Annotated in this window: 22 protein-coding genes; 15 read left to right on the forward strand and 7 right to left on the reverse strand. The window is 67.0% G+C overall.

Annotated features, from left to right (window positions below; genetic code table 11):
• Window positions 1-53: 53 nt before the first annotated feature.
• Window positions 54-767 (forward strand): hypothetical protein, encoded by a 714-nt coding sequence (locus IBJ82_RS14155; protein WP_194826405.1) that lies wholly within the window; start codon window positions 54-56, stop codon window positions 765-767.
• Between the two features lie 46 nt (window positions 768-813).
• Here IBJ82_RS14155 and IBJ82_RS14160 read toward each other — a convergent pair whose 3' ends face one another.
• Window positions 814-1,968, reverse strand: a complete 1,155-nt coding sequence (locus tag IBJ82_RS14160) for a cytochrome P450 (RefSeq protein ID WP_194826406.1) — start codon at window positions 1,966-1,968, stop codon at window positions 814-816.
• A gap of 167 nt (window positions 1,969-2,135) precedes the next feature.
• Here IBJ82_RS14160 and IBJ82_RS14165 point away from each other — a divergent pair, with 167 nt between their 5' ends.
• The 6 genes from IBJ82_RS14165 to IBJ82_RS14190 all read left to right on the forward strand — a co-directional run bounded on the left by IBJ82_RS14165 (window position 2,136) and on the right by IBJ82_RS14190 (window position 7,837).
• Window positions 2,136-3,164 (forward strand): 3-oxoacyl-ACP synthase III family protein, encoded by a 1,029-nt coding sequence (locus IBJ82_RS14165; RefSeq protein ID WP_194826407.1) that lies wholly within the window; start codon window positions 2,136-2,138, stop codon window positions 3,162-3,164.
• Window positions 3,165-3,170: 6 nt separating this feature from the next.
• Window positions 3,171-4,037: a hypothetical protein gene (locus IBJ82_RS14170; protein ID WP_194826408.1), complete on the forward strand. Its 867-nt coding sequence runs from the start codon at window positions 3,171-3,173 to the stop codon at window positions 4,035-4,037.
• A 35-nt stretch (window positions 4,038-4,072) separates the two neighbouring features.
• Window positions 4,073-4,387: a hypothetical protein gene (locus IBJ82_RS14175; RefSeq protein WP_370585303.1), complete on the forward strand. Its 315-nt coding sequence runs from the start codon at window positions 4,073-4,075 to the stop codon at window positions 4,385-4,387.
• 94 nt (window positions 4,388-4,481) lie between these two features.
• Window positions 4,482-5,501, forward strand: coding sequence for an NAD(P)-dependent oxidoreductase (locus tag IBJ82_RS14180; RefSeq protein ID WP_194826409.1), 1,020 nt, complete (start codon window positions 4,482-4,484; stop codon window positions 5,499-5,501).
• Entirely contained in the window at window positions 5,498-6,265 is a 768-nt protein-coding gene (locus tag IBJ82_RS14185; RefSeq protein WP_194826410.1) for a glycosyltransferase family 2 protein, read from the forward strand. Before IBJ82_RS14180 ends, IBJ82_RS14185 begins: the two co-directional genes overlap by 4 nt.
• A 54-nt stretch (window positions 6,266-6,319) precedes the next feature.
• Window positions 6,320-7,837 (forward strand): class I adenylate-forming enzyme family protein, encoded by a 1,518-nt coding sequence (locus IBJ82_RS14190; protein ID WP_194826411.1) that lies wholly within the window; start codon window positions 6,320-6,322, stop codon window positions 7,835-7,837.
• Here the strand turns inward: IBJ82_RS14190 and IBJ82_RS14195 are convergent.
• Entirely contained in the window at window positions 7,827-9,128 is a 1,302-nt protein-coding gene (locus IBJ82_RS14195; RefSeq protein WP_194826412.1) for a hypothetical protein, read from the reverse strand. The two genes, IBJ82_RS14190 and IBJ82_RS14195, sit on opposite strands and share 11 nt — an antisense overlap.
• Before the next feature lie 92 nt (window positions 9,129-9,220).
• On the opposite strand from IBJ82_RS14195, the gene IBJ82_RS14200 reads away from it, so the two are divergent.
• Window positions 9,221-9,499 carry a hypothetical protein gene (locus IBJ82_RS14200; RefSeq protein ID WP_063005896.1) on the forward strand — a complete coding sequence of 93 codons (279 nt, stop codon included), beginning with the start codon at window positions 9,221-9,223 and terminating at the stop codon, window positions 9,497-9,499.
• The gene (locus tag IBJ82_RS14205; RefSeq protein WP_194826413.1) at window positions 9,496-9,819 is read left to right on the forward strand and encodes a hypothetical protein; all 324 of its coding nucleotides are present in this window, start codon (window positions 9,496-9,498) and stop codon (window positions 9,817-9,819) included. The genes IBJ82_RS14200 and IBJ82_RS14205 overlap by 4 nt, the downstream gene beginning before the upstream one ends.
• Before the next feature lie 86 nt (window positions 9,820-9,905).
• Here IBJ82_RS14205 and secA read toward each other — a convergent pair whose 3' ends face one another.
• Entirely contained in the window at window positions 9,906-12,698 is a 2,793-nt protein-coding gene (gene secA / locus IBJ82_RS14210; protein WP_194826414.1) for a preprotein translocase subunit SecA, read from the reverse strand.
• Window positions 12,699-12,925: 227 nt separating this feature from the next.
• Here secA and IBJ82_RS14215 point away from each other — a divergent pair, with 227 nt between their 5' ends.
• The 6 genes from IBJ82_RS14215 to bluB all read left to right on the forward strand — a co-directional run bounded on the left by IBJ82_RS14215 (window position 12,926) and on the right by bluB (window position 19,859).
• Window positions 12,926-14,338: a wax ester/triacylglycerol synthase family O-acyltransferase gene (locus IBJ82_RS14215; RefSeq protein WP_194826415.1), complete on the forward strand. Its 1,413-nt coding sequence runs from the start codon at window positions 12,926-12,928 to the stop codon at window positions 14,336-14,338.
• A 10-nt stretch (window positions 14,339-14,348) separates the two neighbouring features.
• A complete protein-coding gene (locus IBJ82_RS14220) occupies window positions 14,349-14,900 on the forward strand; it encodes a hypothetical protein (RefSeq protein ID WP_194827129.1) in 552 nt (183 codons plus the stop codon).
• 126 nt (window positions 14,901-15,026) lie between these two features.
• Entirely contained in the window at window positions 15,027-16,157 is a 1,131-nt protein-coding gene (locus IBJ82_RS14225) for a ferredoxin reductase (protein WP_194826416.1), read from the forward strand.
• 300 nt (window positions 16,158-16,457) lie between these two features.
• A complete protein-coding gene (locus IBJ82_RS14230; RefSeq protein WP_194826417.1) occupies window positions 16,458-17,858 on the forward strand; it encodes a fatty acid desaturase in 1,401 nt (466 codons plus the stop codon).
• A gap of 97 nt (window positions 17,859-17,955) precedes the next feature.
• Entirely contained in the window at window positions 17,956-19,200 is a 1,245-nt protein-coding gene (locus IBJ82_RS14235; protein ID WP_194826418.1) for a fatty acid desaturase, read from the forward strand.
• Window positions 19,201-19,214: 14 nt separating this feature from the next.
• Window positions 19,215-19,859, forward strand: a complete 645-nt coding sequence (gene bluB / locus IBJ82_RS14240) for a 5,6-dimethylbenzimidazole synthase (protein WP_194826419.1) — start codon at window positions 19,215-19,217, stop codon at window positions 19,857-19,859.
• Window positions 19,860-19,908: 49 nt separating this feature from the next.
• Here bluB and hpf read toward each other — a convergent pair whose 3' ends face one another.
• The 4 genes from hpf to mtrB form a co-directional block, all read right to left on the reverse strand.
• A complete protein-coding gene (hpf, locus tag IBJ82_RS14245) occupies window positions 19,909-20,538 on the reverse strand; it encodes a ribosome hibernation-promoting factor, HPF/YfiA family (protein ID WP_194827130.1) in 630 nt (209 codons plus the stop codon).
• 254 nt (window positions 20,539-20,792) lie between these two features.
• A complete protein-coding gene (locus IBJ82_RS14250) occupies window positions 20,793-21,437 on the reverse strand; it encodes a ComF family protein (RefSeq protein ID WP_194826420.1) in 645 nt (214 codons plus the stop codon).
• 33 nt (window positions 21,438-21,470) lie between these two features.
• Window positions 21,471-23,285 (reverse strand): MtrAB system accessory lipoprotein LpqB, encoded by a 1,815-nt coding sequence (gene lpqB, locus IBJ82_RS14255; protein WP_194826421.1) that lies wholly within the window; start codon window positions 23,283-23,285, stop codon window positions 21,471-21,473.
• Window positions 23,282-25,117 (reverse strand): MtrAB system histidine kinase MtrB, encoded by a 1,836-nt coding sequence (gene mtrB, locus IBJ82_RS14260; protein WP_194827131.1) that lies wholly within the window; start codon window positions 25,115-25,117, stop codon window positions 23,282-23,284. The genes lpqB and mtrB overlap by 4 nt, the downstream gene beginning before the upstream one ends.
• Between the last annotated feature and the right edge of the window lie 53 nt (window positions 25,118-25,170).

A 25,170-nucleotide genomic window follows, 5' to 3' on the forward strand; every position in this document is an offset into this window, starting at 1 on the left:
TCGAGGGCCTGCGCTCCCCAGGGAGCATCGCCATTGAGGGAAAGACTGCATTCATGAACATCAGCAAGGTTGCCGCAACCTCCGCACTCGTCATTGCCGCGCTCGGCGTTGCCACCGGCACGTCGCACGCCGCTCCGGCGCCTGCTCCCGTCCCGGCCTTCCTCGACGGCGTGAACCAGGGCGTGAACCAGGTGCTGCCCGGCATCAACTGGAAGACCGGCATCGAGGGCGACGCCGTGGTCGTCGAGACCGACGCGGGCTCGCTCACCACCGAGAACAATCAGTTCCAGGTGCGCGACAACCAGGGCAACATCGTCGCCGCCCTGCCGCTCGCCTACACGATCGACGACCTCGAGTACCCGATCGACGCCGCCGTCGACGGCACCCGCGCCACCCTGACGCCGCGCACCGACGCGGCCTCGGCCCGCCCGTCGACCCTGCTGAAGGACGTCGTTCGTCAGGACGCCTTCGATGACGCCGTCGGCGCCGCTGCCACCCAGTTCGGCATCATCACCGCCATCGGCACCCTCGTCGGCACCCTCACCGGCGGCGTCGCCGGCTGCGCCATCGGCGGCGTCGGCGGCATGCTCCTCGGCATCCCGGTGCTCGCCCTCGGTGGCGCCACCGGCCTCGCGGGCTGCCTCGCCGGTGCCGCCGTCGGCATCCCGCTCGGTGCGGCCGCGGGCCTGGTGCTGACCGGCGTCCCCGCCGCGATCGCCATCGGCATCGGCTTCCACAACCGGATCAACGCGCCGGAAAACCAGTAGTACCCGTCGCAGAAGCCCCGTCCACCCGACGGGGCTTCTGTGCTGTTCAGCGCGCGAGGCGGATGCGCAGCTTTTCATAGGTGGGGATGAAAACCTTTCTGCGGTAGCGACGTTCGACGATCTCCCACGGGCGGCCGGCGGCGGTGAGCGCTTCGAGTAGCGCGGTGAGTTCGGAGTGGACGAGTTGGGCGCCCAGGCACAGATGACGGCCACCGCCGAACCAGAGCTGGCGGGTTTCGGGGTTGTAGCCGCGGTCGACGCGGAACTCGCCCGCGGCGTTGTTGATCGTCCAGGTGAGGATTTTGACGTGTTCGCCCGCGCGTAGGTCGCGGTCGGCGATGCGGACGTCCGCCGTCACCGAACGGCCGACGAGATAGGCCGGACTGGTGACGCGCAGGGTCTCGCGGACCGCGTCGGGGAGTCGGTCGGGCGCGGCGAGCAGGGCGCGATGCTCGCCGGTGTCGTGCATGATCGCGACCATTCTTGTCATGGCGCTGGCGAGGGTGTCGGTGCCCGCCACGGCCATCAGGATCGCCAGGCCGCCCGCGTGCTCCACGTCCAATCCCAGTTCGCGGCAGCGGCCGAGGGTGGTGTCGGGGTCGGCGCGGGCGTAGGCGTCGGGGACATTCACGGCGAGCTGGGTGGCCAGCTCGCGGGCGCGATCCAGTGCCACGGGATCGAGGGTGGTAGAAGCCATGGTGCCGAAACCCAGGTTGACCAGCTCCTCGACGTGATGGAACAGGCGCAGGAACAGGGCGTCCTGGTCGTCGGTGTAGTCGCCGCCGATGGCCGCGGCGATGTCTTCGGGGCGCATGCCGACCAGGTCGGAGACGCTGCGGCCGACCAGGATCTGCGCCAGGGCGGCGATGTCGACGGTCTCCCCCGCCGCGAGCCGTTCACGCAGGTCGCGCAGGTCGGGGCCGATCACCCGTTCGACCAGCGCATCGGTATGGGTGAGGGTGAACAGGTCGCGCACCTTGGTCCGCAGGTCGGTGTGACCCGGCCCCTCGAACAGATCCTCGACCCAGTCGCCGATGACCTGCGCCCACCAGTGCCCGGCCGCGCCCTCGGACACGATGCTGAAATGGGTGCTGTCGTTGTAGATCTGGCGGGCCACCAGCGGATCGGCGACGAACCAGCCGAGTTCGGGGACCTTGCGGATCGGCCGCGCGAACCGCCCCAGCAGCAATAATCCAGGCAACCAGGGTTGACCTGCGGCGAGTAGGGTTAGTTCATGGCGTCGGGCGGAGCTCCACACCCCGGCAGAATCTAATCGAGCTGGCCCGATTAGTGAAGGTCTGTGGCTAGGATCGGCGAGATGCGCTGGTGGTGAACTGTGCATCGCGCGATAGCTGGAAGTGAACAAGCATGGTGAGATCGACAATCGAAGCCGTCGGCGCGTATCTGCCGGCCAGGGAAGTGACCACGGCGGAGTTGCTGGCGCAGCTGGCCGTCGACGCGCCGCTGGATCTGGAGAAGGTCAGCGGGGTAAGGGCGCGAAGGGTGCGCGGCGAGTCGGAGGACTCCTTCACCATCGCTCTCGCCGCCGCCCGCAGCGCACTGGACAATTCCCGCTACGCCGCCGCCGATCTGGACGTGATCATCTCCTGCTCGATCACCCGAACCCGCGGCGAGGACTTTTGCCTGGAACCGTCGTTCGCGCTGATGCTGCGCACCGCGCTCGGGGCGAACAGGGCGATCCACTTCGACGTGTCCAATGCGTGTGCCGGGATGATGACCGGGGTTCTGTTGCTGGACAGGATGATTCGATCCGGCGTGGTGCGTCGCGGCATGGTGGTCTCCGGGGAATGCATCACGCCGATCTCCGATACCGCGGTGCGTGAGATCTCGCAGAAGTACGACCCGCAGTTCGCCTCGCTCACCGTCGGTGACGCCGGCGCGGCCGTGGTGCTCGACGGCACCGAGGGGCCCGGGCTCGACTACGTGGAGCTCAACACCAGCGCCGCGTTCGCGAAGCTGTGCTTGGGGATGCCCAGCGATCAGGGGCCGGGTGTCGCGCTCTACACCGACAATCGCTCGATGCACAACGAGTCCCGGTACCTGCTGTGGACCTCGCGGCAGCTGGAGTTCCTCGCCGCCCGCGGATCCAGCTTCGCCGAGGAGGGTTACGACTACCTGATCCATCACCAATTCAGCGGCCCTGCTGTGGAATTGATCAACAAGATCGCCGAGCGCGAATTCGACGCGGCGATGCCGCCGGGCCTCGCGGTGCTCGACCGATACGGCAACACCGCGTCGACCTCGCATTTCGTGGTGTTGCACGACGCGTTGCGGCAGGGACTGATCGCGCCGGGATCGAAAGTACTACTGATACCGGCGGCTTCCGGGGTGGTCGCCGGATTCTTGTCGGTGACAATCGGCGATCTGCGGGTATAGGACAGTATGGGAATCATCATTTCTTCGGCAGTGACGCGCAGTGGCGGCGTCAGCTCGGTGGGACAGGCGGCCGAGGCCGCGCGCGAAGCGTTGACGGGGGCCGGTTGTCAGCCCGAACAGGTCGACGCGCTGATCAACGTGGGGGTCTATCGCGATGCGAACCTCGTGGAACCGGCGGTCGCGGCGCTGATCCAGCAGGCGGCGGGAATCGGGTTGGACTATCGGCGCGGTGACGTGCCGTGCTTGTCGTTCGATCTGATGAACGGGGCTTGCGGGGTCGTGAACGCGGTAGGGGTGGCCGCTTCGCTGCTGGCCGATCTGCCCGCCGGGCATGTGGTCGTAGTGTCCGGGGACGCGCATCCGTCGCAGCAAGCCGACGCCGATTTCGCGTTCGAGCCGGTGGGTGCGGCGTTCGTGCTCGAGAACGACCAGGACGCTGTCGGTTTCGGTGGGGTGCACGTGAGCGCGGGTGACGCGTTGCCCGATCCGCAGGGATACGTGAAGCTCTCGGCGATGGGAGCCGAGGGGCGGTCCTCGTTGACGGTGGAATTGCTCACCGGGACAGCGGAACTCGTCGAACACGCCGCCGTCGCGGCACGAGAAGCGCTGGCGGCCGACGGTATCGACGCGGGACAGGTGGTGCTGCTGTGCGGCAAGCCGACGCCCGACTTCGCTGGCGGATTGGCCGCCGAACTCGGGGTGGCCGCGGTGGTGACCGATGAATTCGGTGGGGACGTGCACACTTCCGCGCTGACCGCCGCGTTCGTCGTGGCCCGTGACGCGGGCCTGGCCGATCGGCCGTTGTTGTTCGTTGCCGCCGATGGCGGACCCACCGCGGCAGCGGTGACCTATCGAGGGGTTGGTGTGCGGTGACGCGGTCGCGTTCGTTGCATGTTGTTCCGGATCCGGTGAGCGAGCCAGGCGGTCGACACCGGGCAGCGACAGTCGCGGCACCGGGACCGCGCCGGGAAGCGGTGCTGGCGCTGCGGTCGATTCCGGTGCTCGGCTGGGCATTTCTGATCGTCGGGCTGGTGCGGCCGTTCCGTAGTCGGCTGTTGCGCATCGCCTTCTGGATCGATGTGGTCCTGAGCGTCGGGGTGCACGCCGCGCAGATTCCGGCGGCGCGGAAAGTGGCCGCCGAGCGGGGGATCTCGTCCGGCCGGGCCGCGGCGATGACCATGCTGTTCGGGGCTACCTGGTGGAAGACGTTGGGCGAGCGGTGATCGATGCGCCGGGCCCGCATGCGATCGGGCGACGGCGGTACGGCACCGCGACTCCGGCCTGCTGCGACTCGTGTCGACGAGTTAGCGTGGCGCGATGACTGTGCTGGTGACAGGCGCAACGGGGTTCGTCGGTGGGGCGATCGTGCGCGCGTTGGTGGCGCGGGGAGTGCCGGTTCGGGCGATGGTCCGGGATGCGGCGGCGGCGCCGGAGGGTGTCGAGGTAACGGTTGCCGACCTCGGGGATACCGGCGCGTTGGCGCGTGCGGTGACCGGGGTGCGGGCTGTGGTGCACGCGGCTGCCCTGCTCGGTGAATTCGGTCGACCCGCGGAGTACTTCGCGGTGAATGTGGCGGGGACCGATCGGCTGGTGCAGGAAGCCGCGGCGGCCGGGGTGCGGCGGTTCGTGTTCATCGGGAGTCCGAGTGCGTTGATGGCGCCCGACGGTGGGGATCAGGTGGGAATCGATGAGACGGTGCCCTATCCCGAGCGTTTTCTGAACAGCTATTGCGAAACCAAGGCTGTCGCCGAGCAATTGGTGCTCGCGGCGAACTCCCCGGAGTTCACGACATGTTCCCTGCGGCCTCGAGCGGTGTGGGGGCCAGGGGATCGGCGCGGACCGATCGTGCAGATTCTGGCGAAGTTGCGCGCGGGCCGGTTGCCGGATCTTTCCGGCGGGCGCGATGTTCGGGCCTCGCTGTGCTACATCGACCATCTCGTGGAAGCAGTGGGTCTCGCACTCGAGGCCGAGAATGTCGGCGGGCGAGCGTATTTCGTCGCCGACGCGGAACCGGTGTCGGTGTGGCCGACCTTGGACGCCGTGGCCGAACGGTTCGCCTTGACCGGGCCGAGTCGCACGGTGCCCGCGCCCGTACTCAGCGGAGCGCTGGCGGCGATCGAAACGCTGTGGCGGATATCGGCGGTCGCGCAACGGTGGACTCCCCCGCTGTCGCGGTACGCGGTCGCGCTCGTCACCCGATCGGCGACCTACGACCTCTCGCGAGCCGAGCGTGAACTCGGCTACCGGCCGGACGTACCGTTCACGACGGGACTGGACAACTTCCACCGCTGGGTTACCCAGGTCGGCGGGCTCGATCGACTGGTGGAGGACCTGTGAGCAGTGGTGAACCGAGTGCGCTCTGGGTGGTGATTCCCGCCTTCGACGAAGAACGAGGCATCGGTAAGACCTTGGCTGCCATTGCCGCGCAACAGGACACGGACTTCACGGTTGTCGTGGTCGACAACAATTCGACCGATGGCACCGTCGAGCTGGTCCGCGCGTTCGCTTCGGCGCATCCGGTGCCGCGCATCGTAATGATCCACGAGCAGCAGAAGGGGACCGGAGCCGCCGCCGATACCGGGATGCGCCACGCGATCGCGCACGGCGCGACCTACCTCGCGCGCACCGATGCCGACTGCCTGCCCGCGCCCGACTGGACAGCGCGGATCAAGGCCGGTTTCGACTCGGGGCTGCGCCTGGTCAGCGGTCAGCTGATTCCGCGCACCGATGAGGGCGTTTCCTGGATCGACCGCACGATCATCCGGGTGGCCCTGGAAGTGGCGTCGACCTTCGGCAAGGTGCGCTCGGGTAACCGGGACCCGAAATATCTCGGACCCTACGTGATGACACCTGGGTGCAATATGGCGATAACCGCCGAATTGTATGTTGCCGCAGGAGGGTTCCCGCGGACCGCGATCGAGGACCTGCACGAGGATCGGGCGCTGGTCAACGCGGTGCGCACGATAACCACCGACTATGGGTTGCGTCGGGATGTGCGGGTGTTCGGCTCGAATCGGCGGGTGCGTGCCTGGGGAATCCGTAAGACGCTCGCCTGGTACGCCGACCATCGGTATCGGCCCGAAGTGGTCGATATTCGGTGAGCGTCGCGCCCGCCATGCCCGGACGCTGTGCACGACTACCGAGGGGGACCACCGATGACCGACTTTCTCGAACGGCTTGCCACGCAGGGTGAACGGATTCCGGACGCCTCGGCGCTCGGGACGGTCGGCAAGCGTGCGTTCACCTACCGGGAACTGGTCGACACTGTCGGCCGGGTGTCGAACAATCTCGGCGAGGCGGGGTTCTCGGCAGGTGATCGGATGCTGTTCTCGATCCGGCCGAGCGTGTCGTCGGTGCTGCTGATCTTCGGGGTGATCGCGGCGGGCGGGACGATCGTGTTCGTCGACCCTGGCGTGGGTCCGGAACTGTTCGCCCGACGAGTCGGCATGGTCGAACCCACTTGGGCAGCAACGGAATCGCTGCTGTATGCCGTGAGCGGCCCGCTGGCCGGGTTCGGGCGCAAGAAGGGCTTGGAACTGCCGCGGTTCGGCGCGCTCGATGTTCGACATATCCACAGTGGGGTGTGGGTGCCGGGGACACCGTTCGGGTCGACTCCGTTGCGGCGCTTCACCGGTGACGCGCGCCGGACCACCGTGCCCGCCGCCGATCCCGAAGCGGCGGCGTTGATCGTGTTCACCTCCGGGACCACCGATGATCCGAAAGCCGTTGTGCACACTCGCGCTTCACTGAGCGCCGGCCTCGCCGCGATGGGTGGGAAGACCAGCCTCGCACCCGGCGCCTTCCTGCACACCGAGCAGCTCATGATGGGGCTGCCCGCCTTGATGGCGGGGGCACGGTGGGCGATGCCGCGGTATCCGCGGTTCGGCACGCACATCGACCCTGTCCGGTTCACCCGGAATCTGCGCAGCGCGACACACGCGTTCTATACCCCGGCCGACCTCGCTGTCGCTCTCGACGCGGTCGAAGCCGGCGACCTCGTGGCCCCGCCACATCTAGGCCAGGTGGCTCTCGGCGGCGCGCCGGTCACCTCCGCACTCCTTCGTCGCGCGCGGAAGTCGTTGCCCGACACCGAGTTTCTCGCAATCTACGGGATGACCGAGATCTTGCCGGTAGCGGTCGCGACCGGCGCCGCCAAGCTCGCACACGACGGGGATCTACTCGGGGCGCCGGTGCGGGGCGTGGAGGCGCGGATCGCCGACGACGGCGAACTCGTCTTGTCCGGGCCGAACCTGTGTCGTGGATATCTGGGCGCGGAGCCCCTCACCGAGATCGCGACCGGCGACCTCGCGCGCTGGGACGGCAAAGAACTGGTCCTCACCGGACGCAAGAAGGACATGATGATCCGGGGCAAGACCAACATCTACCCGGGTCTGTACGAGCCGGTGATCACCGCGATCAACGGCGTGCGGGAAGCGATCATGGTCGGCCTACCGGACGAGATCGGCGACGAGCGGATCGTGCTCGCCGTTGTCGCCGATCCGGAATCCGGGGACATCGTGGCGCTCCTTCGCGAACGACTGCCCCAGGTCATCGACACCACAGCCGTCCCCGACGACATCGTGGTGGTGGACAGAATCCCGGTCAGCGGACGGACGAACAAACCCGACCGAGCAGCACTACGGGAGATCGTGCGCGGACTGCTCAGCGAGTGACCGAGCGGATGGTGTGGTCGGCCATGGCTTCGATGGTTGTGCGCGGGAGCATGGTGTCTACGTAGCAGAAGGTGATCGACATCGTGGGGCCGAGGGTGGCTACCGCGACTGTCAGTGCGCTGGCGCAGGAGTTCGTGCCCGCGACTGTCAGGTCGGTGATGTGCAGCGGCTCAGGGGTTTCGGGGGGATACAGTCTGCCCAGGTTGCTGAGGGTGACGTTCCAGGGGGCTCGGCGGTCGATGAGTTCGATGGTGCGCCTGCCGGATTCGAGCGATCGGGGGCAGCCGTAGCGGATGGCGGCCAGGGCGGTGAGGTCGTTGTTCTTTGCCAGTTGTTGGGTGAGTTGGGTTTTCGCCGCGCGGGCCGCTTCCCAGAGGGAGTGCGTCGGGCCGTAGGGGACGAAGGTGGGGACTACCGCGGTGAACATGCCCGGCTCGTCGTCGGCGGGGGGCGGGTCGAGGCGGGAGCGGACATCTACCGGGATGCCGATGCCGGCGACGCCGGACGGTCGGGGTGCGAGTTCGCCGAGTGCGTCGGCCAGAGCGGCGGTCAAGGCGGCATTGACGGTGACGCCGTGCTGGTGGCAACGGGTGCGCAGGTCGGTGAGGGCTTCCTCCTCGATCGTGCGAATCACGGTGCGGGTGCGGCGAATCGGTAGCGGTGGCGCGATGCCGGGGAGGCTGGTCGGGCGGCGGGCCATAGCGGTGAGTTGGCCGGTGATGTTGGTGCGCAGGCAGTTTAGGAGGCGGGTGAATGCGGGTGGGATGAGGTCGTCCGGGGCCGGAATCGGCGGGCGCGAGAAAGTGGGGACGGGGGCTCCGAAGGCGTAGGCGAGGATTCGCCAACCCAGTGACGTCATCGAGCGGCCGTCGAGTAGGACGTGGGACAGGACGAGAATCAGGTCGTGGTATTCCTCGGAAGTGCCAGGGCGCCAAGCCAAATCGATGAGACGGCCGGGTGCTGTCGCAAGGTCGATGGGCTCGGCCAACTGTTCGTCGAAGATCGTGCGCCACTCGTCGGGGTCTTCGACCATGCGGTGCAGCACCGGTAGGTGCGGGTCGTCGGACGGGGCGAAACAAGGACCGTCGACAACCGTTGTTCGCAGCAACGGGAATTCCGCGAGCAGTGCGTCGGTGGCGTCTTCGAGCCGGTAGGCGCCGATCGGGCCGCGCACCCGCAAGCGGACGACGCAATTCGCCGGCGACAACTGATCGACGAGCCAGAACCACCGTTCCGAGGCCGACAGCGGGCGAATCACCTCACCGTTGCGCACCCGCGCGGCCTCCTTCATCGACGAACCCGGTCATCGTGAGCGTAGCGAACCGACGCTCGCTCGATACTCAGCGCTTTCACATGGCGTTACTACATGCGTATTATGGACTTATGGGTTTCGAGTGGCCTGATTGGGCGATCGCTCACCTGATCGGCATCGAACCCAGCGAGGTTCGGCAGGTCCTCGCAGCGTCACGACGGTGGCCACGCCCGGCCTTCGACGGCCAGGTGACCGTCTTGACGGTGTGGGGGCGCACCACAGCCGGCCGCCCGCTGATCGTGGTGATGCGACAGCGGGAGGACTGGACGTGGGTGATCATCGGCGCACGCGCGATGCGCGCCGAGGAACTGGCGCAATTCGAGCAGTGGGAAAGTGAGACCCGATCATGAGCGAGCAGGGACTTCCGTCCAGCAAAGAAGAACTCGCCGATTTCATGGATCGGCTGAGTTTCTCCAATGAGCCCACCGACGCCCCACCACGTCTTCCCGTCAACGAAGACATCATGGTGACTACGTCGATCCGCCTCCCCCTCGGCCTACACAGCCGCCTGAAGACATTGGCCGACGAACGCCGCGTAGGCGTGTCGACCCTGCTCCGAGAATGGGCGGAAGCAGCCGTCGCCGACATCGACGACGAAGACCAGATGATCTCCCTGGCCGAAGCCAAACGGGCCCTCTCCCGAGTCCACCCGATCCATCGCGCGAGCTGAATCGCGGATCGCCCCGTAGGCCCGAATACGACGGAAGCCCCCGCGCAAAGCAGGGGCCTCGGTCGTGCTGATCAGCTAGCTCTGCCTCAGCGGCGGCGCTTGCCCTTCGAGTCGGTGCGAGCCGCTACGCGGCGTTCGCGGCGGGTGCCGGACTGCTGCTGGCCGCCGTATTCCTGGGCATCGGAATGGGATTCGGCGTGGCCGTCTTCGGCGGGGCCCGAGTAGTTCATCGCTCGGGGGGCCTGGTCGGTGATTCCCTTGGCGCGCAAGGCCGGTGGTGCCTGGACGGGCGCGTCCTGGACCGGCGCACCGACCGGGGAGCGCAGGCCCTTGTCGATCGAGACGCCTTCGGGCTGAGGCTGCTGGACCTCGACCTGCAGGTTGAAGAGGAAGCCGACCGACTCCTCCTTCAGTCCTTCCAGCATGGCGGCGAACATGTCGAAGCCCTCACGCTGGTATTCGACCAACGGATCGCGCTGGGCCATGGCGCGCAGGCCGATGCCCTCCTTGAGGTAATCCATCTCGTAGAGGTGCTCGCGCCACTTGCGGTCGAGCACCGAGAGCAGGACCTGGCGTTCCAGGTTGCGCATGGCGCCTTCGCCCGCGAGGCCGTCGATCTCCTGCTCGCGCTTCTCGTAGGCGTTGTGGGCGTCTTCGAGGAGCGTTTCGCGAAGCTCGTCGCGGGTGAGTTCGCCCGCGTCGCCGGTGGCGGTCTCGCCGGTGAGTTCCTTGTGATCCAGGCTCACCGGGTACAGCGTCTTGAGGGCGGTCCAGAGCTTGTCCAGATCCCAGTCCTCGACATAACCCTCGGCGGTGGCGCCGTCGACATAGGCGGTGGTCACGTCGGTGATCATGTTCTGAACCTGACCCTCCATGTCCTCGCCACGCAGGATCTGGTTGCGCTCGCCGTAGATCACGGTGCGCTGCTGGTTCATGACCTCGTCGTACTTCAGAACGTTCTTGCGGATCTCGAAGTTCTGCTGCTCGACCTGGGTCTGTGCGCTCTTGATGGCCTTGGAGACCATCTTGGCCTCGATCGGGACATCGTCGGGCAGGTTCAGGCGCGTCATGATCGCCTCGAGCGCGGCGCCGTTGAAGCGGCGCATCAGCTCGTCACCCAGCGAGAGGTAGAAGCGGGACTCGCCCGGGTCGCCCTGACGGCCGGAACGACCACGCAGCTGGTTGTCGATACGACGCGACTCGTGGCGCTCGGTGCCGAGCACGTAGAGACCGCCGGCCTCGCGGACCGTCTCGGCGTCGTCCTCGGTCTGCTTCTTGACCTGGTCGAGTGCGGAGTGCCAGGCGGCCTCGTACTCGTCGGGGGTGTTCACCGGGTCGAGGCCCTGCTTGCGCAGCAGGATGTCGGCGATGATGTCGGCGTTGCCGCCGAGCACGATGTCGGTACCACGACCGGCCATGTTGGTGGCCACGGTGACCGCGCCGGGGCGACCGGCCTCGGCGATGATCTGGGCTTCCTGCTCGTGGAACTTCGCGTTCAGCACCGAGTGCGCCACACCACGCTTGGTGAACTGCTTGGACAGGTACTCCGAGCGCTCCACGCTGGTGGTACCGATCAGGACCGGCTGGCCCTTCTCGTGCCGCTCGGTCACGTCGTCGACGACGGCGGCGAACTTGGCCTCTTCCGACTTGTAGATCAGGTCGGCCTGGTCCTTGCGGACCATCGGCTTGTTCGTCGGGATCGGGACCACGCCGAGGTTGTAGATCGAGTGCAGCTCGGCGGCCTCGGTCTCGGCGGTACCGGTCATGCCCGAGAGCCTGCTGTAGAGGCGGAAGTAGTTCTGCAGAGTGATCGTGGCCAGGGTCTGGTTCTCCGGCTGGATCTCGACCTTCTCCTTGGCCTCGATCGCCTGGTGCATGCCCTCGTTGTAGCGGCGGCCGACCAGGATACGGCCGGTGAACTCGTCGACGATGATCACTTCGCCGTCGCGGACGATGTAGTCCTTGTCGCGCTGGTAGAGCTCCTTGGCCTTGATGGCGTTGTTCAGGTAGCTCACCAAGGACGAGTTCGCGGCCTCGTAGAGGTTGTCGATGCCGAGCTGATCCTCGACGAACTCCACGCCCTGCTCGTGCACGCCGATGGTGCGCTTCTTGATGTCGACTTCGTAGTGGACATCCTTCTTCAGCAGCGGCGCGATGCGCGCGAATTCGGCGTACCACTTCGACGAGGCGTCGGCCGGGCCCGAGATGATCAGCGGGGTGCGGGCCTCGTCGATGAGGATCGAGTCGACCTCGTCGACCACGGCGAAGTTGTGACCACGCTGGACGAGATCGTCCAGGGAGTGAGTCATGTTGTCGCGCAGGTAATCGAAGCCGAACTCGTTGTTCGTGCCGTAGGTGATGTCGGCGGCGTAGGCCACCCGACGCTCGGCGGGGGTCATCCCGCCCAGGATCACGCCGACCTCGAAGCCGAGGAAGCGGTGCACGCGGCCCATCCACTCGGCGTCACGCTTGGCCAGGTAGTCGTTGACCGTGACCACGTGCACGCCGTCGCCGGAGATGGCGTTGAGGTACGCGGGGAGCACACAGGTCAGGGTCTTGCCCTCACCGGTCTTCATCTCCGAGATATTGCCCAGGTGCAGCGAGGCGCCGCCCATGATCTGAACCTTGTAGTGCTTCTGGTTCAGCACCCGCCACGACGCCTCACGCGCCACGGCGAAGGCCTCGAGCAGCAGGTCGTCGAGGGTTTCCCCGTCGGCGTAGCGCTTGCGGAATTCGTCGGTCTTGGCGCGCAGCTCTTCGTCGGTCAACGCTTCGATCTCGTCGCCGTACGCGATGACCTCATCGGCGAGGTTCGAGAGCCGCTTGACCATGCGACCTTCACCAATCCGTAGCAACCTCGTCAGTGTCAGCGCAGGCACGGGTCTCGTCAGTCCTCTGGTCGGAGTTGTGTTCAACGGCGATGGTAGTCCGCAGACCACCGTACCCGGCGGCGCGGACCCGTGCCCCCTGTACCGGTCCAGTCATTACCCCAGGTCACGACGCCCGGCGAGCCTCGTTGCCCGGCACTGTTATTCACCTACCGTGACGTAGGATGTACCGCGTGCCCGATCAGCGCCGTACGGCACCGGAAGGAGCTTCGGAGCGCGTGATCACGAGATTGACGCCGCAGGACGCGTCGTTCTATCGGCTCGAGTCGAGCAGTAACCCGATCCATATCGGCTCTCTCGCGATCCTGAACAACTCCTCCCCGGACACCGAGGGCCAGGTACTCGACTACGAACGCCTCGTCGACCTGGTCGAATCCCGGCTGCCGATGGTGCCGCGCTACCGCCGCAAGGTGCGCGAGATCCCGCTGGCCCTGGGTCGGCCGGTCTGGGTCGAGGACAGCCGTTTCGACATCAGCTATCACATCCGTCGCTCCGCGCTGCCGGGCCCGGGGAGCGACTCCCAGCTCTACGATCTCGTCGCCCGGCTCGCGTCGCGTCCGCTGGATCAGGGGCGACCGCTGTGGGAGATGTATCTGATCGAAGGGCTCGCCGACGGGCGCGCCGCGGTGTTCACCAAGTCACACTCGGCGCTCGTCGACGGTGATACCGCCCTCGAGATCGGTCACGTGATCCTCGACAACTCTCCCCTGCCGCGCGAACTGGCCGACGACTCGTGGCGCGCGCCGCGCGAACCCACCGATGTGGAATTGCTGGCCGGGGCGCTGTCGCAACTGGCCGCCCAGCCGCGCGAGGCCTACAGCGTGATGCGCGACGCGGGATCGAACGCGTTCGGCGTGGTGCGCGGCACGCGGATGGCGGTGAAGGCCGCGGCCAACGTGGTGCGCGCGGCGACCGCGAGCGCGGCACCGGACAGCCCGCTCAACGCCCGCACCTCGCGCAGCCGCCGCTTCGATGTGGTGCGCACCAATCTCGACGACTACCGCACCATCCGCAGACATTTCGACTGCTCGATCAACGACACGGTGCTCGCGGTGGTCACCGGGGCGCTGCGCAACTGGTTGCTCTCGCGCAACGAGGCGCTGGTCGAGTCGACCAATCTGCGCGCGGTGGTGCCGATGTCGGTCTACGTCGACGGCGACAATCAGCTGACCCCGGCCAGCGAGGTGTCCTCGTTCCTCATCGATCTGCCCGTGGGTGAACCGAATCCGACGATGCGCCTGTCGCACATCTCCCATGCCACCGAGGCCGCGGGCAGGCAGCGTCGCGGGGTGCGGGCGCGCACGCTCGTGCACCTGGCCGGGTTCGCGCCGGCGAGCCTGCACGCGATGAGTGTGCGGGCGGCGAGTACCTTCGCCGACAACAGTTTCAATCTGGTGATCACCAACGCGCCGGGACCACAGACCGCGATGTACATCGGCGGGGCACGCATGCTGGAGATGTATCCGGTATCGCCGCTGCTGCGCAATCAGACGTTGAGTTTCGGACTCACCTCGTACGACGGTCAGGTCTTCTACGGACTCAACGCCGACCGCGACGCCATGGCCGACATCGATGTCCTCGCGGCCTCGGTGCACGAATCGATGGAGGAGTTGCTCGGTGCCTGTCTCTGAGAACGACACGATGCGCGTCTACATCCCGGCGACTATCCCGATCCTGCGCCAACTCGTCGACGAGCAGCAACTGCTCCCGCTCGGCGCGACCGCGTTCGCCGTGACGCCCGCCCTGCGCGAGGCGTACGCCGCGGGCGACGACGAGGAACTCGCCGAGGTGGCGATGCAGGAAGCCGCACGAGCCTCGATGCGGTTGATCGGCGCCGAGCGCGACGGACTCGACGATCCGGACGACGACGCGGGCGACGAAGCGACAACGGCCGCCCCGGGTAGTCCGGTGTATCGGCGCGCGGTGATCGCGGCGGATGTGCCAGGGGCGAAGCTGCGGCCCGATCTCGACGATGCTGTGGTGAAGCTGTCGGGGCCGATCAGCTTCAAGCAGGTCGCCGCGGTGCATGTCGACCTGGCCGAGGCCGAGCCGCAGGTCGCCAAGGCCGTGGACGTCATCGATGCCGCCGACCTCGGTGATACCGATGCGGAATTCGTGCTCGGCGACGCCGAGGACCATCAGCTTGCCTGGTACGCGCCCCAGGAGCTGCCGTTCCTGCTCGAACTGTTGTAGTTTTCGGCGGCCGACGCCCCGGTTGCCGAATGTTCACAACTAGCGCTCAACCTACGATGCCGTAACCTTGCTGCGAGCGAGTCACCCCACCGTGACGCGGATGTATGACAGGGAGTAACGGCACAGATGGTCCTGAACAAGTTCCGGGAATGGCTCGAAGCACCGGCGGCGCAGGTCGCCGATCGCGGCGGCAAGCTGAACGTGTTGCGCGGCGCGGTCGCCCGAGTGACCACTCCCCTACTGCCCGACGACTATCTACACCTGGCCAACCCGCTGTGGTCGGCGCGCGAGCTTCGCGGCCGCATCGTGGAGGTGCAGAAGGAGACCGCCGACTCGGCGACCCTGGTGATCAAGCCGGGCTGGGGCTTCGATTTCAAGTACCGCCCCGGGCAGTACATCGGCATCGGCATCCTGATCGACGGCCGGTGGAACTGGCGTTCCTACTCGCTGACCTGTCCCCCGGACTGGACCGGCGAGGGCGGTAAACAACTCATCTCCATCGCGGTGAAGGCGATGCCGGAGGGCAAGTTGTCCAGCCACCTTGTCAACGGGGTGGCCGCGGGCACCATCGTGCGGCTGGCCGCGCCGCAGGGCGGGTTCGTGCTGCCGGAGCCGCCGCCGGCGAAGGTGCTGTTCATTACCGCGGGCAGCGGTATCACCCCGGTGATGTCGATGTTGCGGACGATGGACCGCCGCGACGGGGTCAACGACGTGGTGCACGTCCATTCCGCGCCCACCGACGCCGACGTGATGTTCGGCGCCGAGCTGCGCGCTCTGCACGACAAGCACCCCAGCTTCGTCTCCCACCTGCAACTCACCGATGAGCAGGGCCTGTTCTCGCTGGCCGGGCTCGACGAGCTCTACCCCGACTGGCGCGAACGCGAGACCTGGGCCTGTGGACCGGCCCCGATGCTCGACGCGATCGAAAACCATTGGAAGAACGCGGGTGTGGCCGAGAAACTGCACATCGAACGCTTCGAGGTGGAACGCTCCGCGGTCGGCGAGGGCGGCACCGTGACCTTCGGCACCACCGGGCGCACCCTCACCGTCGACGGGGCGACCAGCCTGCTCGAAGCCGGGGAATCCGTTGGCGTGCAGTTGCCCTTCGGCTGCCGGATGGGCATCTGCCAGACCTGCGTGGTGACCCTGTCCGCCGGACACGCCCGCGATCTGCGCAACGGCGACGAACGCCAACCCGGTGACAAGGTGCAAACCTGCATTTCCGCCGCCGCGGGCGACTGCACGCTGGACATCTAGCCGATTGCCGAGCGGCTGAGCGGGTATCCTCGGAGTAAGCGTCGGCCATAACCCGTGACCGGCGGCAATCGCTGAGGCCCCTCACTTCGATCCATACCTGAGGGCGCGACCTAGGATCACTCATAGGCCGAACAGCATCGAGGGCGAGAACCCACGGCGTGCAGCGCCCGGTTCTCGGCCGCCTCGATCTGGACTCGCCGACAGGGTGCGACGACGGAGCGCCTTCGGCGAGGGATGATCGAGGTTCCCAGGCCGAGAACCCGCGGCACCTGCCGCTGATACAACACAGGAGGACCCCCGGTGGCCATCACCGATATCCAGGCCTTCGCCCATCTGACGGCGGCCGACATCGAGACCCTGGGGAAAGAACTCGATTCGATCCGCCGCTCGGTGGAGACCTCCCGCGGCGAACGCGACGCCAAGTACATTCGTCGCACCATCGCGGCCCAGCGCGCCCTCGAGGTAGCCGGGCGAGCGGTGCTGTTCGGCAGCCGTAACCGCTGGGCATGGCTCGGCGGTACCGCGATGCTCTCGGTGGCCAAGATCATCGAGAACATGGAGCTGGGCCACAACGTGAGCCACGGCCAGTGGGATTGGATGAACGATCCCGAGATCCACTCCACCAGCTGGGAGTGGGACATGACGGGCACCTCGTCGCAGTGGCGGCGCGCGCACAACTACTCGCACCACACCTACACCAACGTCCTCGGCAAGGACGAGGATCTCGGTTTCGGCATTCTGCGGATGACGCGCGACGAGGAGTGGCGCCCACTGCATTTGGCTCAGCCTGCCGCCAACCTGCTGCTGGCCGCGACCTTCGAGTGGGGTATCGCACTCCACGATCTCGGCATCGAGAAGGAGCTGGCCGGGATTCCGATGAACGCCCACACCTCGGCGCCGGACATGGAGTTCTACCGCAAGGCGGGCCGTCAGGTCGCCAAGGATTTCGTGCTGTATCCGGCACTGACCGGACCGGCGTGGAAGTCGACGTTGAAGGCCAACGCCACCGCGAATCTGGTGCGCAACCTGTGGTCCTATGCCGTCATCTTCTGCGGCCACTTCCCCGACGGCGCGCAGAAGTTCACCGCCGAACAGCTCGACGGGGAAACCCAGGGCGAGTGGTACCTGCGCCAGATGCTGGGCAGCGCCAATTTCAAGGCAGGCCCGGTGATGGCGTTCATGAGCGGCAACCTCTGCTACCAGATCGAACATCACCTGTTCCCCGACCTGCCGAGCAACCGGTACTCCGAGGTCGCGGTGCGCGTGCGCGAGCTGTGCGACAAGTACGACCTGCCCTACACCACCGGCTCACTGGGCAAGCAGTACCTGCTGGCCTTCCGCACCATCCACAAGCTGGCGCTGCCGGATCGTTTCCTCAAGCGCACCGCCGACGACGCGCCCGAGACGTCATCGGAGCGCAAGTTCTCCGGTATCTCGCTGCCCGAAAGCCTGCGGGTCGACCCGGAGACCGGTAAGCGCTTCGGTCTGCGTTCGGCGCTGCACGATGCGAAGGTCACCCTCGAGGTCAAGGCACGGCACGAGAAGGAAGTGCTGCGCGAGGCCAAGGTGGCGCTCAAGGCGCGAGCACGGCAGGAGAAGCTGGCTCTGCGCGAGGCCAAGCGGGCACTGGGCGAACGCGCTGTGCACGAGCGGGGTGTGTTGCGCGACAAGGCAGCTCGCCGAATGGCCCGACACGCCTGATAACATTTCTATCTCGACGACGCAATAGGACTTATCACACATTTCGTCGCCGAAATCACCAACCTACGCTCTCGTAACTTACGGTACTGTAGCCGCCATGGCGATCTCGGATGTCAAGGAATACGCGCACCTCACCGCAGCGGATGTCGAAGCTCTAGGCGCGGAGTTCGATGCGATCCGCCGGGAGATCGAATCCTCGCGCGGAGCGGCCGACGCGCGCTATATCCGCAATGTCATCCGGCTACAGCGCGCGCTCGAGATCAGCGGCCGCACAGTGCTGTTCGCCAGCTTCCTGCCCCCGGCCTGGTTGGCCGGTGTCGCCCTGCTCGGCTCCGCCAAGATCATCGAGAACATGGAGATCGGGCACAACGTCATGCACGGGCAGTGGGACTGGATGAACGATCCGGAAGTCCACTCCACCTCGTGGGAATGGGACAACGCGGGCCCGTCGGCGCACTGGAAGATCACCCACAACTTCCTGCACCACAAGTACACCAACGTGCTCGGCATGGACGACGACATCGGCTACGGCCTGCTTCGCGTCACCCGTGACCAGCGCTGGATGCCGTTCTACCTCGGCAACCCCATCTACAACTTCCTGCTGCAAGCGCTGTTCGAGTACGGCGTGGCGATCCAGCACCTCGAGCTGGGCAAGGTCGCCAAGAAGAAGTGGGACAAGGACTCGCCCGAGTGGAAGCAGTTCGAGGCCGACCGCACGCTGGTGCTGAAGAAGATCGGCAAGCAGGCCGCCAAGGACTACGTGGTCTTCCCGCTGCTCACCGGCCCGTCGTTCCTCACCACGCTCACCGCCAATATCGCCGCCAACGTGGTGCGCAATGTGTGGACCAACGCGATCATCTTCTGCGGACACTTCCCCGACGGCGCCGAGAAGTTCACCAAGGCCGACATCGAGGGCGAGACCAAGGGCGAGTGGTACCTGCGCCAGATGCTGGGCAGCGCCAACATCAGCGGCGGACAGCTGCTGCACTTCATGAGCGGCAACCTCAGCCACCAGATCGAGCACCACCTGTTCCCCGACCTGCCCAGCAACCGCTACGCCGCCATCGCGGTGCGGGTGCGCGAGCTGGCCGAGAAGTACGACCTGCCCTACACCACCGGCTCGCTGCCGGTGCAGTACTTCAAGTCGTGGCGCACCATCCTCAAGCTCTCGCTGCCGAACAAGTACCTGCGCCACACCACCGACGACGCGCCCGAGACCAAGTCCGAGCGCCTGTTCGCCGGCAACACCACCCCCTCGATCGACCCGGTGACCGGGCGTCGTCAGGGCTTGCGCACCGCGCTGGCCGCCGGTCGCAAGCTGGCCCGCCGGACGGTGGGCTGACCGGCTGCGGTTGTATGGTCGGCGTGAGTACCGACCAACTCGGCGTCTACGACGCGATCCGTCTGCGTCGTGACGTGCGCGCCGAATTCACCGGCGAGCCCGTCGACGACGACACCCTGTTGCGGATTCTCGACGCCGCGCATCGCGCGCCCAGCGTCGGGAACTCCCAGCCGTGGGATTTCGTCGTGGTGCGTCGAGCCGAGACGCTGCGCCGTTTCGCCGAGCATGTGGCGGACAAGCGCGTGGAGTTCGGTGCGTCGCTGCCCGCCGACCGAGCGACGACTTTCGAGCCGATCAAGATCGACGGGATCGTCGAGAGCGGCACGGGTGTTGTTGTCACGCACAATGATTCGCGTGGCGGGCCGCAGGTACTCGGCCGGGCGAGCGTGCCGGAGACAGGCGTGTACTCGACCGTGCTTGCCATTCAGAATCTGTGGCTCGCGGCGACCGCGGAGCAGGTGGGGGTGGGCTGGGTGTCGTTCTACGAGCCGGAATTCCTGCGCGAGCTCGTCGGTCTACCCGCGCAGATCAAGCCGGTGGCCTGGCTGTGCGTGGGACCGGTCAGCGCATTCCAGCAGGTGCCGGATCTGGAACGTTTCGGATGGCGGTCGGGACGGTCGCTGACCGAGGCCGTGCATCACGAAACCTTCGGCGGGTGAACAAGATCCGGACACCCGCGGAATGCGGATGCCCGGATCGGTCGTGGTTCTAGGCCAGCTTGATCAGGCCGTAGTCGAAGGCGTGTCTGCGGTAGACCACCGACGGGCGGTCGGTCTCGCTGTCGTGGAAGAGGAAGAAGTCGTGGCCGACCAATTCCATCTGATAGAGGGCGTCGTCCACCGACATCGGTGTCGCGGTGTGCACCTTGGTGCGCACGATGTGGCCGGGGCCCGACTCGTCGACGGTCTCGTCGTGGTCGTGGGCAGCGGAACCGTCCGGCGGGGCGAACAGCGAGTCGTCAACCAATGTTGCGGTGGCTTGCGCGACCGAGACCGGCGTCTTGTCGCCGTAGTGCACGATGCGCCGCTTGTCCTTGGTCCGGCGCAGTCTGCTCTCGATCTTCTGGGTGGCCGATTCGAGCGCGGCATAGAAACTGTCGGCGCACGCTTCGGCGCGCACGATCGGTCCACGGCCACGCGCGGTGATCTCCACACGCTGGCAAGCCTTGCGTTGACGACGGTTGCGTTCGTGGAACAGTTCCACATCGAAGAGGAAGATCGACGGATCGAAGCGCTCTAACCGAGAAAGCTTCTCCGAGACGTAGATTCGATAGTGGTCAGGGATTTCGACATTTCGACCGGAGACCACCACTTCGGCGTTCGGGCTCTCGGAATCGATCGTCTCGGTGGCACCGTTCTGTAGTGCCGTGGGTTCAGCATCTTGCACTGATGCCCGTGAAGAAGTCGTCACGCGTACCTCCCGGATATGGCCGCACAATACGAACGTAGGGCGGCGGGATTGAGCTGTGCCGATCGGGAATCGCCCGGCACCTGTATCCGCGGCACCACCTCCCAAACTTGTGGTTCGGTGTGTGTTCGCGACGCTAGTCCGCCATCGGCAAGTCCGCCACTGTTCACGCGAACTTTCCTCCGTCAAGCCGCACAGGTAACCAAAACCGCTCGCGGTACTATGCCGATCCGGCTAAGAACACGTGTCGATTCGCAGGCGGTGGCGCCGGTGGTCAGCACATCGTCGACCAGAACTACCTGGGCTTTCGCACCGATGACGACCCACTCGGCCGGATCGGCGACGGTCATGATCTTGCCGCGCAGATTGTGTCTACGCTCATGCGTCGTCAAGCCCACCGAATCCCGAACACCGCGACCCATCCGCAGCAGCGGCGCGGTTCGGCAATCGATCAGCCACTGTGCGGCGACCACGGCCGAGCGGGCCACCGGGTCACCGCCACGGCGACGCGCTGCCGCGGTTCTGGTCGGCGCGGGCACGAGCAGCAGTGGGCGGTCAGGGGCGCGTAAGCGGGCCAACGCCTGGGCGAGCGCCAGCCCGAGCGGGGCGGCAAGGTCGCGGCGGCCCTGCTCCTTTGCCGCCAGCACCGCCCGCCTACCGACACCGGTGTAGGGGCCGAGCGCCCAACACGGAATACCGGGGTCGGCGCGCGGTCGCACCCGGATGGGACCGCGGCCGAGTTCAGCGGCGCACTCCGCGCACCAACTCTCGCCCAGCGATCCGCAGCCACCGCACCGGTCGGGCAGGATCAGATCCAGCAGCGCCTTCATAGCGAGCGAGTATCGCAGTCGGTACCGACATACTCAGCTCGGTAGGACCGGTACAACCTGTTCTCCGGTCAAACCGGGTACCTCGCGCCAGAAACGGTCGTTGCGGGTCGGATCGGCGGTCTGCAGCTGCAGCACGGCCCGGGAATCGGCCACGTACTGCGTGGCCGGGGCCGCCGTCACCACTCGAACCGGCGGGGTGAGATTCTGCGATGTCACCGGGCTGAATTGGGAGCCGTCGATGGACACGGTGAAGACCGGGTCGACATTGCCTTCGCGGGCGACCATCACGGTGTCACCGGTGACCCAGCTCAGTGAGACCGCGCGCGAGCTCAGACCGAGCGCCAGCGGCAGCGGGGAGGTGAGCGCGTACTTGCCGTCGGGACGCCGTTGGACCACCGCGACGTAGACCTTGCCGTCGGCGATCAGCGCCGCACGCACGCCAGTGCGCGAGATCACGACCTCGCTGATCGGCGGTCGTGGGGCGCCGGTGCCTTCGTACAGGGCCGTGATGTCGACGTCCTCGGTGGACACATTGCCGGTGGCGCGATCGGTGACCGCCCGGATGACCCGATCACCGTCGATCACCGTCCACGCGGCGCCGCCGTCGCTGGTCCAGGACGGGCGGGCGATGCTGGCGCCCTCGGCGACCGCGAACGCCTTGGCGCCGTAGTTGCCGATGAGCAGGGTGTGGGCGGGCTCGGGGATCGGCTTGCCCGAGTCGGCGACCGCGGCGACGAACTGGCCGTCGGCCGAGATGCCGACCGACTGTAGATTGGTCGCCTCGCCGAAGGAACCGCTCGGCGTGACGATCCCGTCCGGGGTGACCTGTACCAGGGTGCCATTGCGCAGGGCGTGCAGGCCGATTCGGTTCTGGCCGGGTGCCGAGGCGCTGTACTGGTCGACATCGGCGACCGACCAGCCGTTGACGTACCGGTCGTCGAGCGGCTTGCCGTCGGCGAGCAGCACGTAGGGGCCGAGGATATCCGCGCCGGCCAGAGTGAGTACCACCTGCGCGGCGAGGAGCTCGCGGTCGCGCTGTCCGAGTCCGCCGATCCCGGCGAAGTCGATACGCACTCCCCCGATGCCGACACCGACATCACCCGGCTCGTTGTTGGCCTTGGTGATCGGACCGCGCAGCGCGACCGGCTGCGCCAACTGGTTGCGCACCACCGGGGCGATCGTGGACTGCGGGCCCTCGGCGAGCATGCCGATCAATCGCTCGGTGAGCTGCGCGCGCGGCGCCGAGATCCAGCGCGGATCCGGGACGAGCAGCGAATTGCCCGGGTCGATGTAGTGCAGGACGTAGCGATGATAGGAATTGACGAAGGCGTCGTTGTCCATCACGACGCCCGGCGGCAGCTCGGTGATCCGCCACTCGCCATCGATCTTGCTCATCTCGATCTTGTTCTCGAGGGTGCCCTCGGTGGCGCGATAGCCGCCGTCGCGAGCGAGCTCACCGACCTTGCGGGCGCGCAGCACGTAGCTGGCCTTGTCGCCCGAACGCGACTCGCGCAGGGTGTCGGGGCGATCGTCGACGATGGTGGTGCTCGCCTCGTCGTTCCAGCTGCCCGCCGTCTCCGGCGCCATGTACTGGCGGGCCGCGGCGTGCCTGTTGGTGGGATCGGCGCTGGCGGTGAGGAAGTCGCCGAGCAGCAGGTCGGGGTCGCGGCCGGAGATCGGCGGGGTGGGCCCCTCCGAGGTGGGGGCGCGATTGATCGTGCCGAGTGCCTGGGGTGCGGAGGACTCCGGCAGGCTCGCGCAGCCGGTGAGCACCATCAGCCCGGCCAGAATCGCCGCGACCAGTGCGGCGCCGTGCCGATCCCGACGATCACCACGCGCGCTGGTCATGACTTCCCGTCTCTGGTCTCGGTAGACATCGGCTCGTCGAGGTCGGCTGGGGCAGCGCCGCGACCGTTGGTCGTCGGGTGCGCATCCGTGGCGGGCCGGTCGATGCCGGGGTCCTCCGATGGTTCGGTGTCTCGCGGTTCGACCGCTCCCGGCTCCGCGACGGTCGAGTCGTCGACAGTCGGATCGATATCCGTCGGCTCGGCTCCGGTCTGCTCGGCAGGTTCGGTTTCGACGACCGTCGGCTCGGGTTCGACTTCCGGCAGTGCGGGGACCTTGCGCAGCATCGGCTCCAGCGCGAGCGGGCTCTGACCGAGTTTGCGGCCGCGCACCATCGGCAGCAGCAGCCGGAAGCTCGCACCGACACCCGGATCGCCCCACGCCTCGAGCCTGCCCTCGTGCAGATTCGCGTCCTCGACACTGATCGACAAGCCGAGCCCGGTGCCACCCGACCGACGCACCCGCGACGGGTCCGAGCGCCAGAACCGGTTGAACACCAGCTTCTCCTCGCCCGGCCGCAACCCCACACCCTGATCGCGAACCACCGTCGCCACGGCATTGGCCTCGGCGTCGCCGCGCATGCGGATCAGCACCGGCTTGCCCTCGGAGTGGTCGATCGCGTTGGCGAGCAGGTTGCGCAGCACGCGCTCGACGCGGCGCGGATCGACCTCGGCGATCACCGGCTCCTCCGGCAGGTCGATCACCACCTCGATCTCGGCGTCGCGGGCCAGGTGGCGCACCGTGGAGATCGCGGCGCGCGCGCACATCCGCACATCCAGCGATTCGACCTGCAGTTCGGCCACACCCGCGTCGTGGCGGGAGATCTCGAGCAGGTCGTTGAGCAGGCCCTCGAACCGGTCGAGCTCGTTGACGAGCAGTTCGGAGCTGCGGGCGAGGGCGGGATCGAGATCGTCGCTGGAGCCGTGGATGAGGTCGGCGGCCATGCGCACCGTGGTGAGCGGGGTGCGCAGTTCGTGGCTGACGTCGGAGGTGAAACGGCGCTGCAGATTGCCGAATTCCTCGAGCTGGGTGATCTGGTTCGACAGGCTTTCGGCCATCTCGTTGAACGCCTGCGCCAGCCGCGCCATGTCGTCCTCGCCGCGCACCAGCATGCGTTCTTTGAGTCTGCCGTCGGCGAATCGGCCCGCGATCCGCGCCGCCGACCGGATCGGCAGCACCACCTGCCGGGTGACCAGCGCGGTGATCGCGGCGAGCAACACCAGCAGGACCACCCCACCGATGAGCATCGTGCCGCGCATCAGCGACAGGCTCGATTCCTCGCTCGCCAGCGGGAAGATCAGGTAGATCTCCAACGTCGCGACCTCGGCACTCGGGCTGCCGATGACCAGCGCGCGCCCTCGGTAGCCGTCGGGGTCGGCGACGGTGGTGAACTGGTAGGAGACCTGGTTGCGCTGGACGAACCGGCGCAGCTCCGCGGGCACCTCCGAGAGCGGGCCCGTCGCGATCTCGTGGGGCGGAGTGCCGCCGACCATCGCCAGCGCCGAGTCGAAACTCCCCGCGGCGCCGCTGGACTGACCGGTGCCGCCACGGCTGGACAGCGCGGCTCGCGCGTCGTCGAGTTGCTGCTCCTGGCTGTTGCCGGACTGGACGCCCGACATCTTGTTCTCGATCGTGCTGCGGGCACGATCCATCTCCTCGACAGCCGCGTTGATCTTGGCTTCGAGGAGCCGGTCGGTGATCTGACCGGTCAGCACGACCCCGAGGATCGTGATCACGATGAGCGAAAGGGTCAACGTCGAAACGATGACTCGCAGCTGCAACGACCGGCGCCACAGGTGGCCGAGTGCGGTCCCGACGGCCTGGAACCAGGCCATGATCGGGCTCGCCCACCGCCGCAGCTGCGCCACTGGACCAGTGGTCACAGCGG

The organism is Nocardia sp. XZ_19_231, assembly GCF_015355705.1.
GTDB lineage: Bacteria > Actinomycetota > Actinomycetes > Mycobacteriales > Mycobacteriaceae > Nocardia > Nocardia salmonicida.

What these genes read in the sequence shown, in the direction of transcription:
- IBJ82_RS14225 (WP_194826416.1), top strand. Translation starts at nt 15,027, where the DNA reads ATGGTCCTGAACAAGTTCCGGGAATGGCTCGAAGCACCGGCGGCGCAG.
- IBJ82_RS14200 (WP_063005896.1), top strand. Translation starts at nt 9,221, where the DNA reads ATGGGTTTCGAGTGGCCTGATTGGGCGATCGCTCACCTGATCGGCATC.
- bluB (WP_194826419.1), top strand. Translation starts at nt 19,215, where the DNA reads ATGGTCGGCGTGAGTACCGACCAACTCGGCGTCTACGACGCGATCCGT.
- IBJ82_RS14180 (WP_194826409.1), top strand. Translation starts at nt 4,482, where the DNA reads ATGACTGTGCTGGTGACAGGCGCAACGGGGTTCGTCGGTGGGGCGATC.
- lpqB (WP_194826421.1), bottom strand. Translation starts at nt 23,285, where the DNA reads ATGACCAGCGCGCGTGGTGATCGTCGGGATCGGCACGGCGCCGCACTG.
- IBJ82_RS14165 (WP_194826407.1), top strand. Translation starts at nt 2,136, where the DNA reads ATGGTGAGATCGACAATCGAAGCCGTCGGCGCGTATCTGCCGGCCAGG.
- IBJ82_RS14190 (WP_194826411.1), top strand. Translation starts at nt 6,320, where the DNA reads ATGACCGACTTTCTCGAACGGCTTGCCACGCAGGGTGAACGGATTCCG.
- IBJ82_RS14170 (WP_194826408.1), top strand. Translation starts at nt 3,171, where the DNA reads ATGGGAATCATCATTTCTTCGGCAGTGACGCGCAGTGGCGGCGTCAGC.
- IBJ82_RS14195 (WP_194826412.1), bottom strand. Translation starts at nt 9,128, where the DNA reads ATGAAGGAGGCCGCGCGGGTGCGCAACGGTGAGGTGATTCGCCCGCTG.
- mtrB (WP_194827131.1), bottom strand. Translation starts at nt 25,117, where the DNA reads ATGGCCTGGTTCCAGGCCGTCGGGACCGCACTCGGCCACCTGTGGCGC.
- IBJ82_RS14205 (WP_194826413.1), top strand. Translation starts at nt 9,496, where the DNA reads ATGAGCGAGCAGGGACTTCCGTCCAGCAAAGAAGAACTCGCCGATTTC.
- IBJ82_RS14155 (WP_194826405.1), top strand. Translation starts at nt 54, where the DNA reads ATGAACATCAGCAAGGTTGCCGCAACCTCCGCACTCGTCATTGCCGCG.
- IBJ82_RS14250 (WP_194826420.1), bottom strand. Translation starts at nt 21,437, where the DNA reads ATGAAGGCGCTGCTGGATCTGATCCTGCCCGACCGGTGCGGTGGCTGC.
- IBJ82_RS14220 (WP_194827129.1), top strand. Translation starts at nt 14,349, where the DNA reads ATGCGCGTCTACATCCCGGCGACTATCCCGATCCTGCGCCAACTCGTC.
- IBJ82_RS14235 (WP_194826418.1), top strand. Translation starts at nt 17,956, where the DNA reads ATGGCGATCTCGGATGTCAAGGAATACGCGCACCTCACCGCAGCGGAT.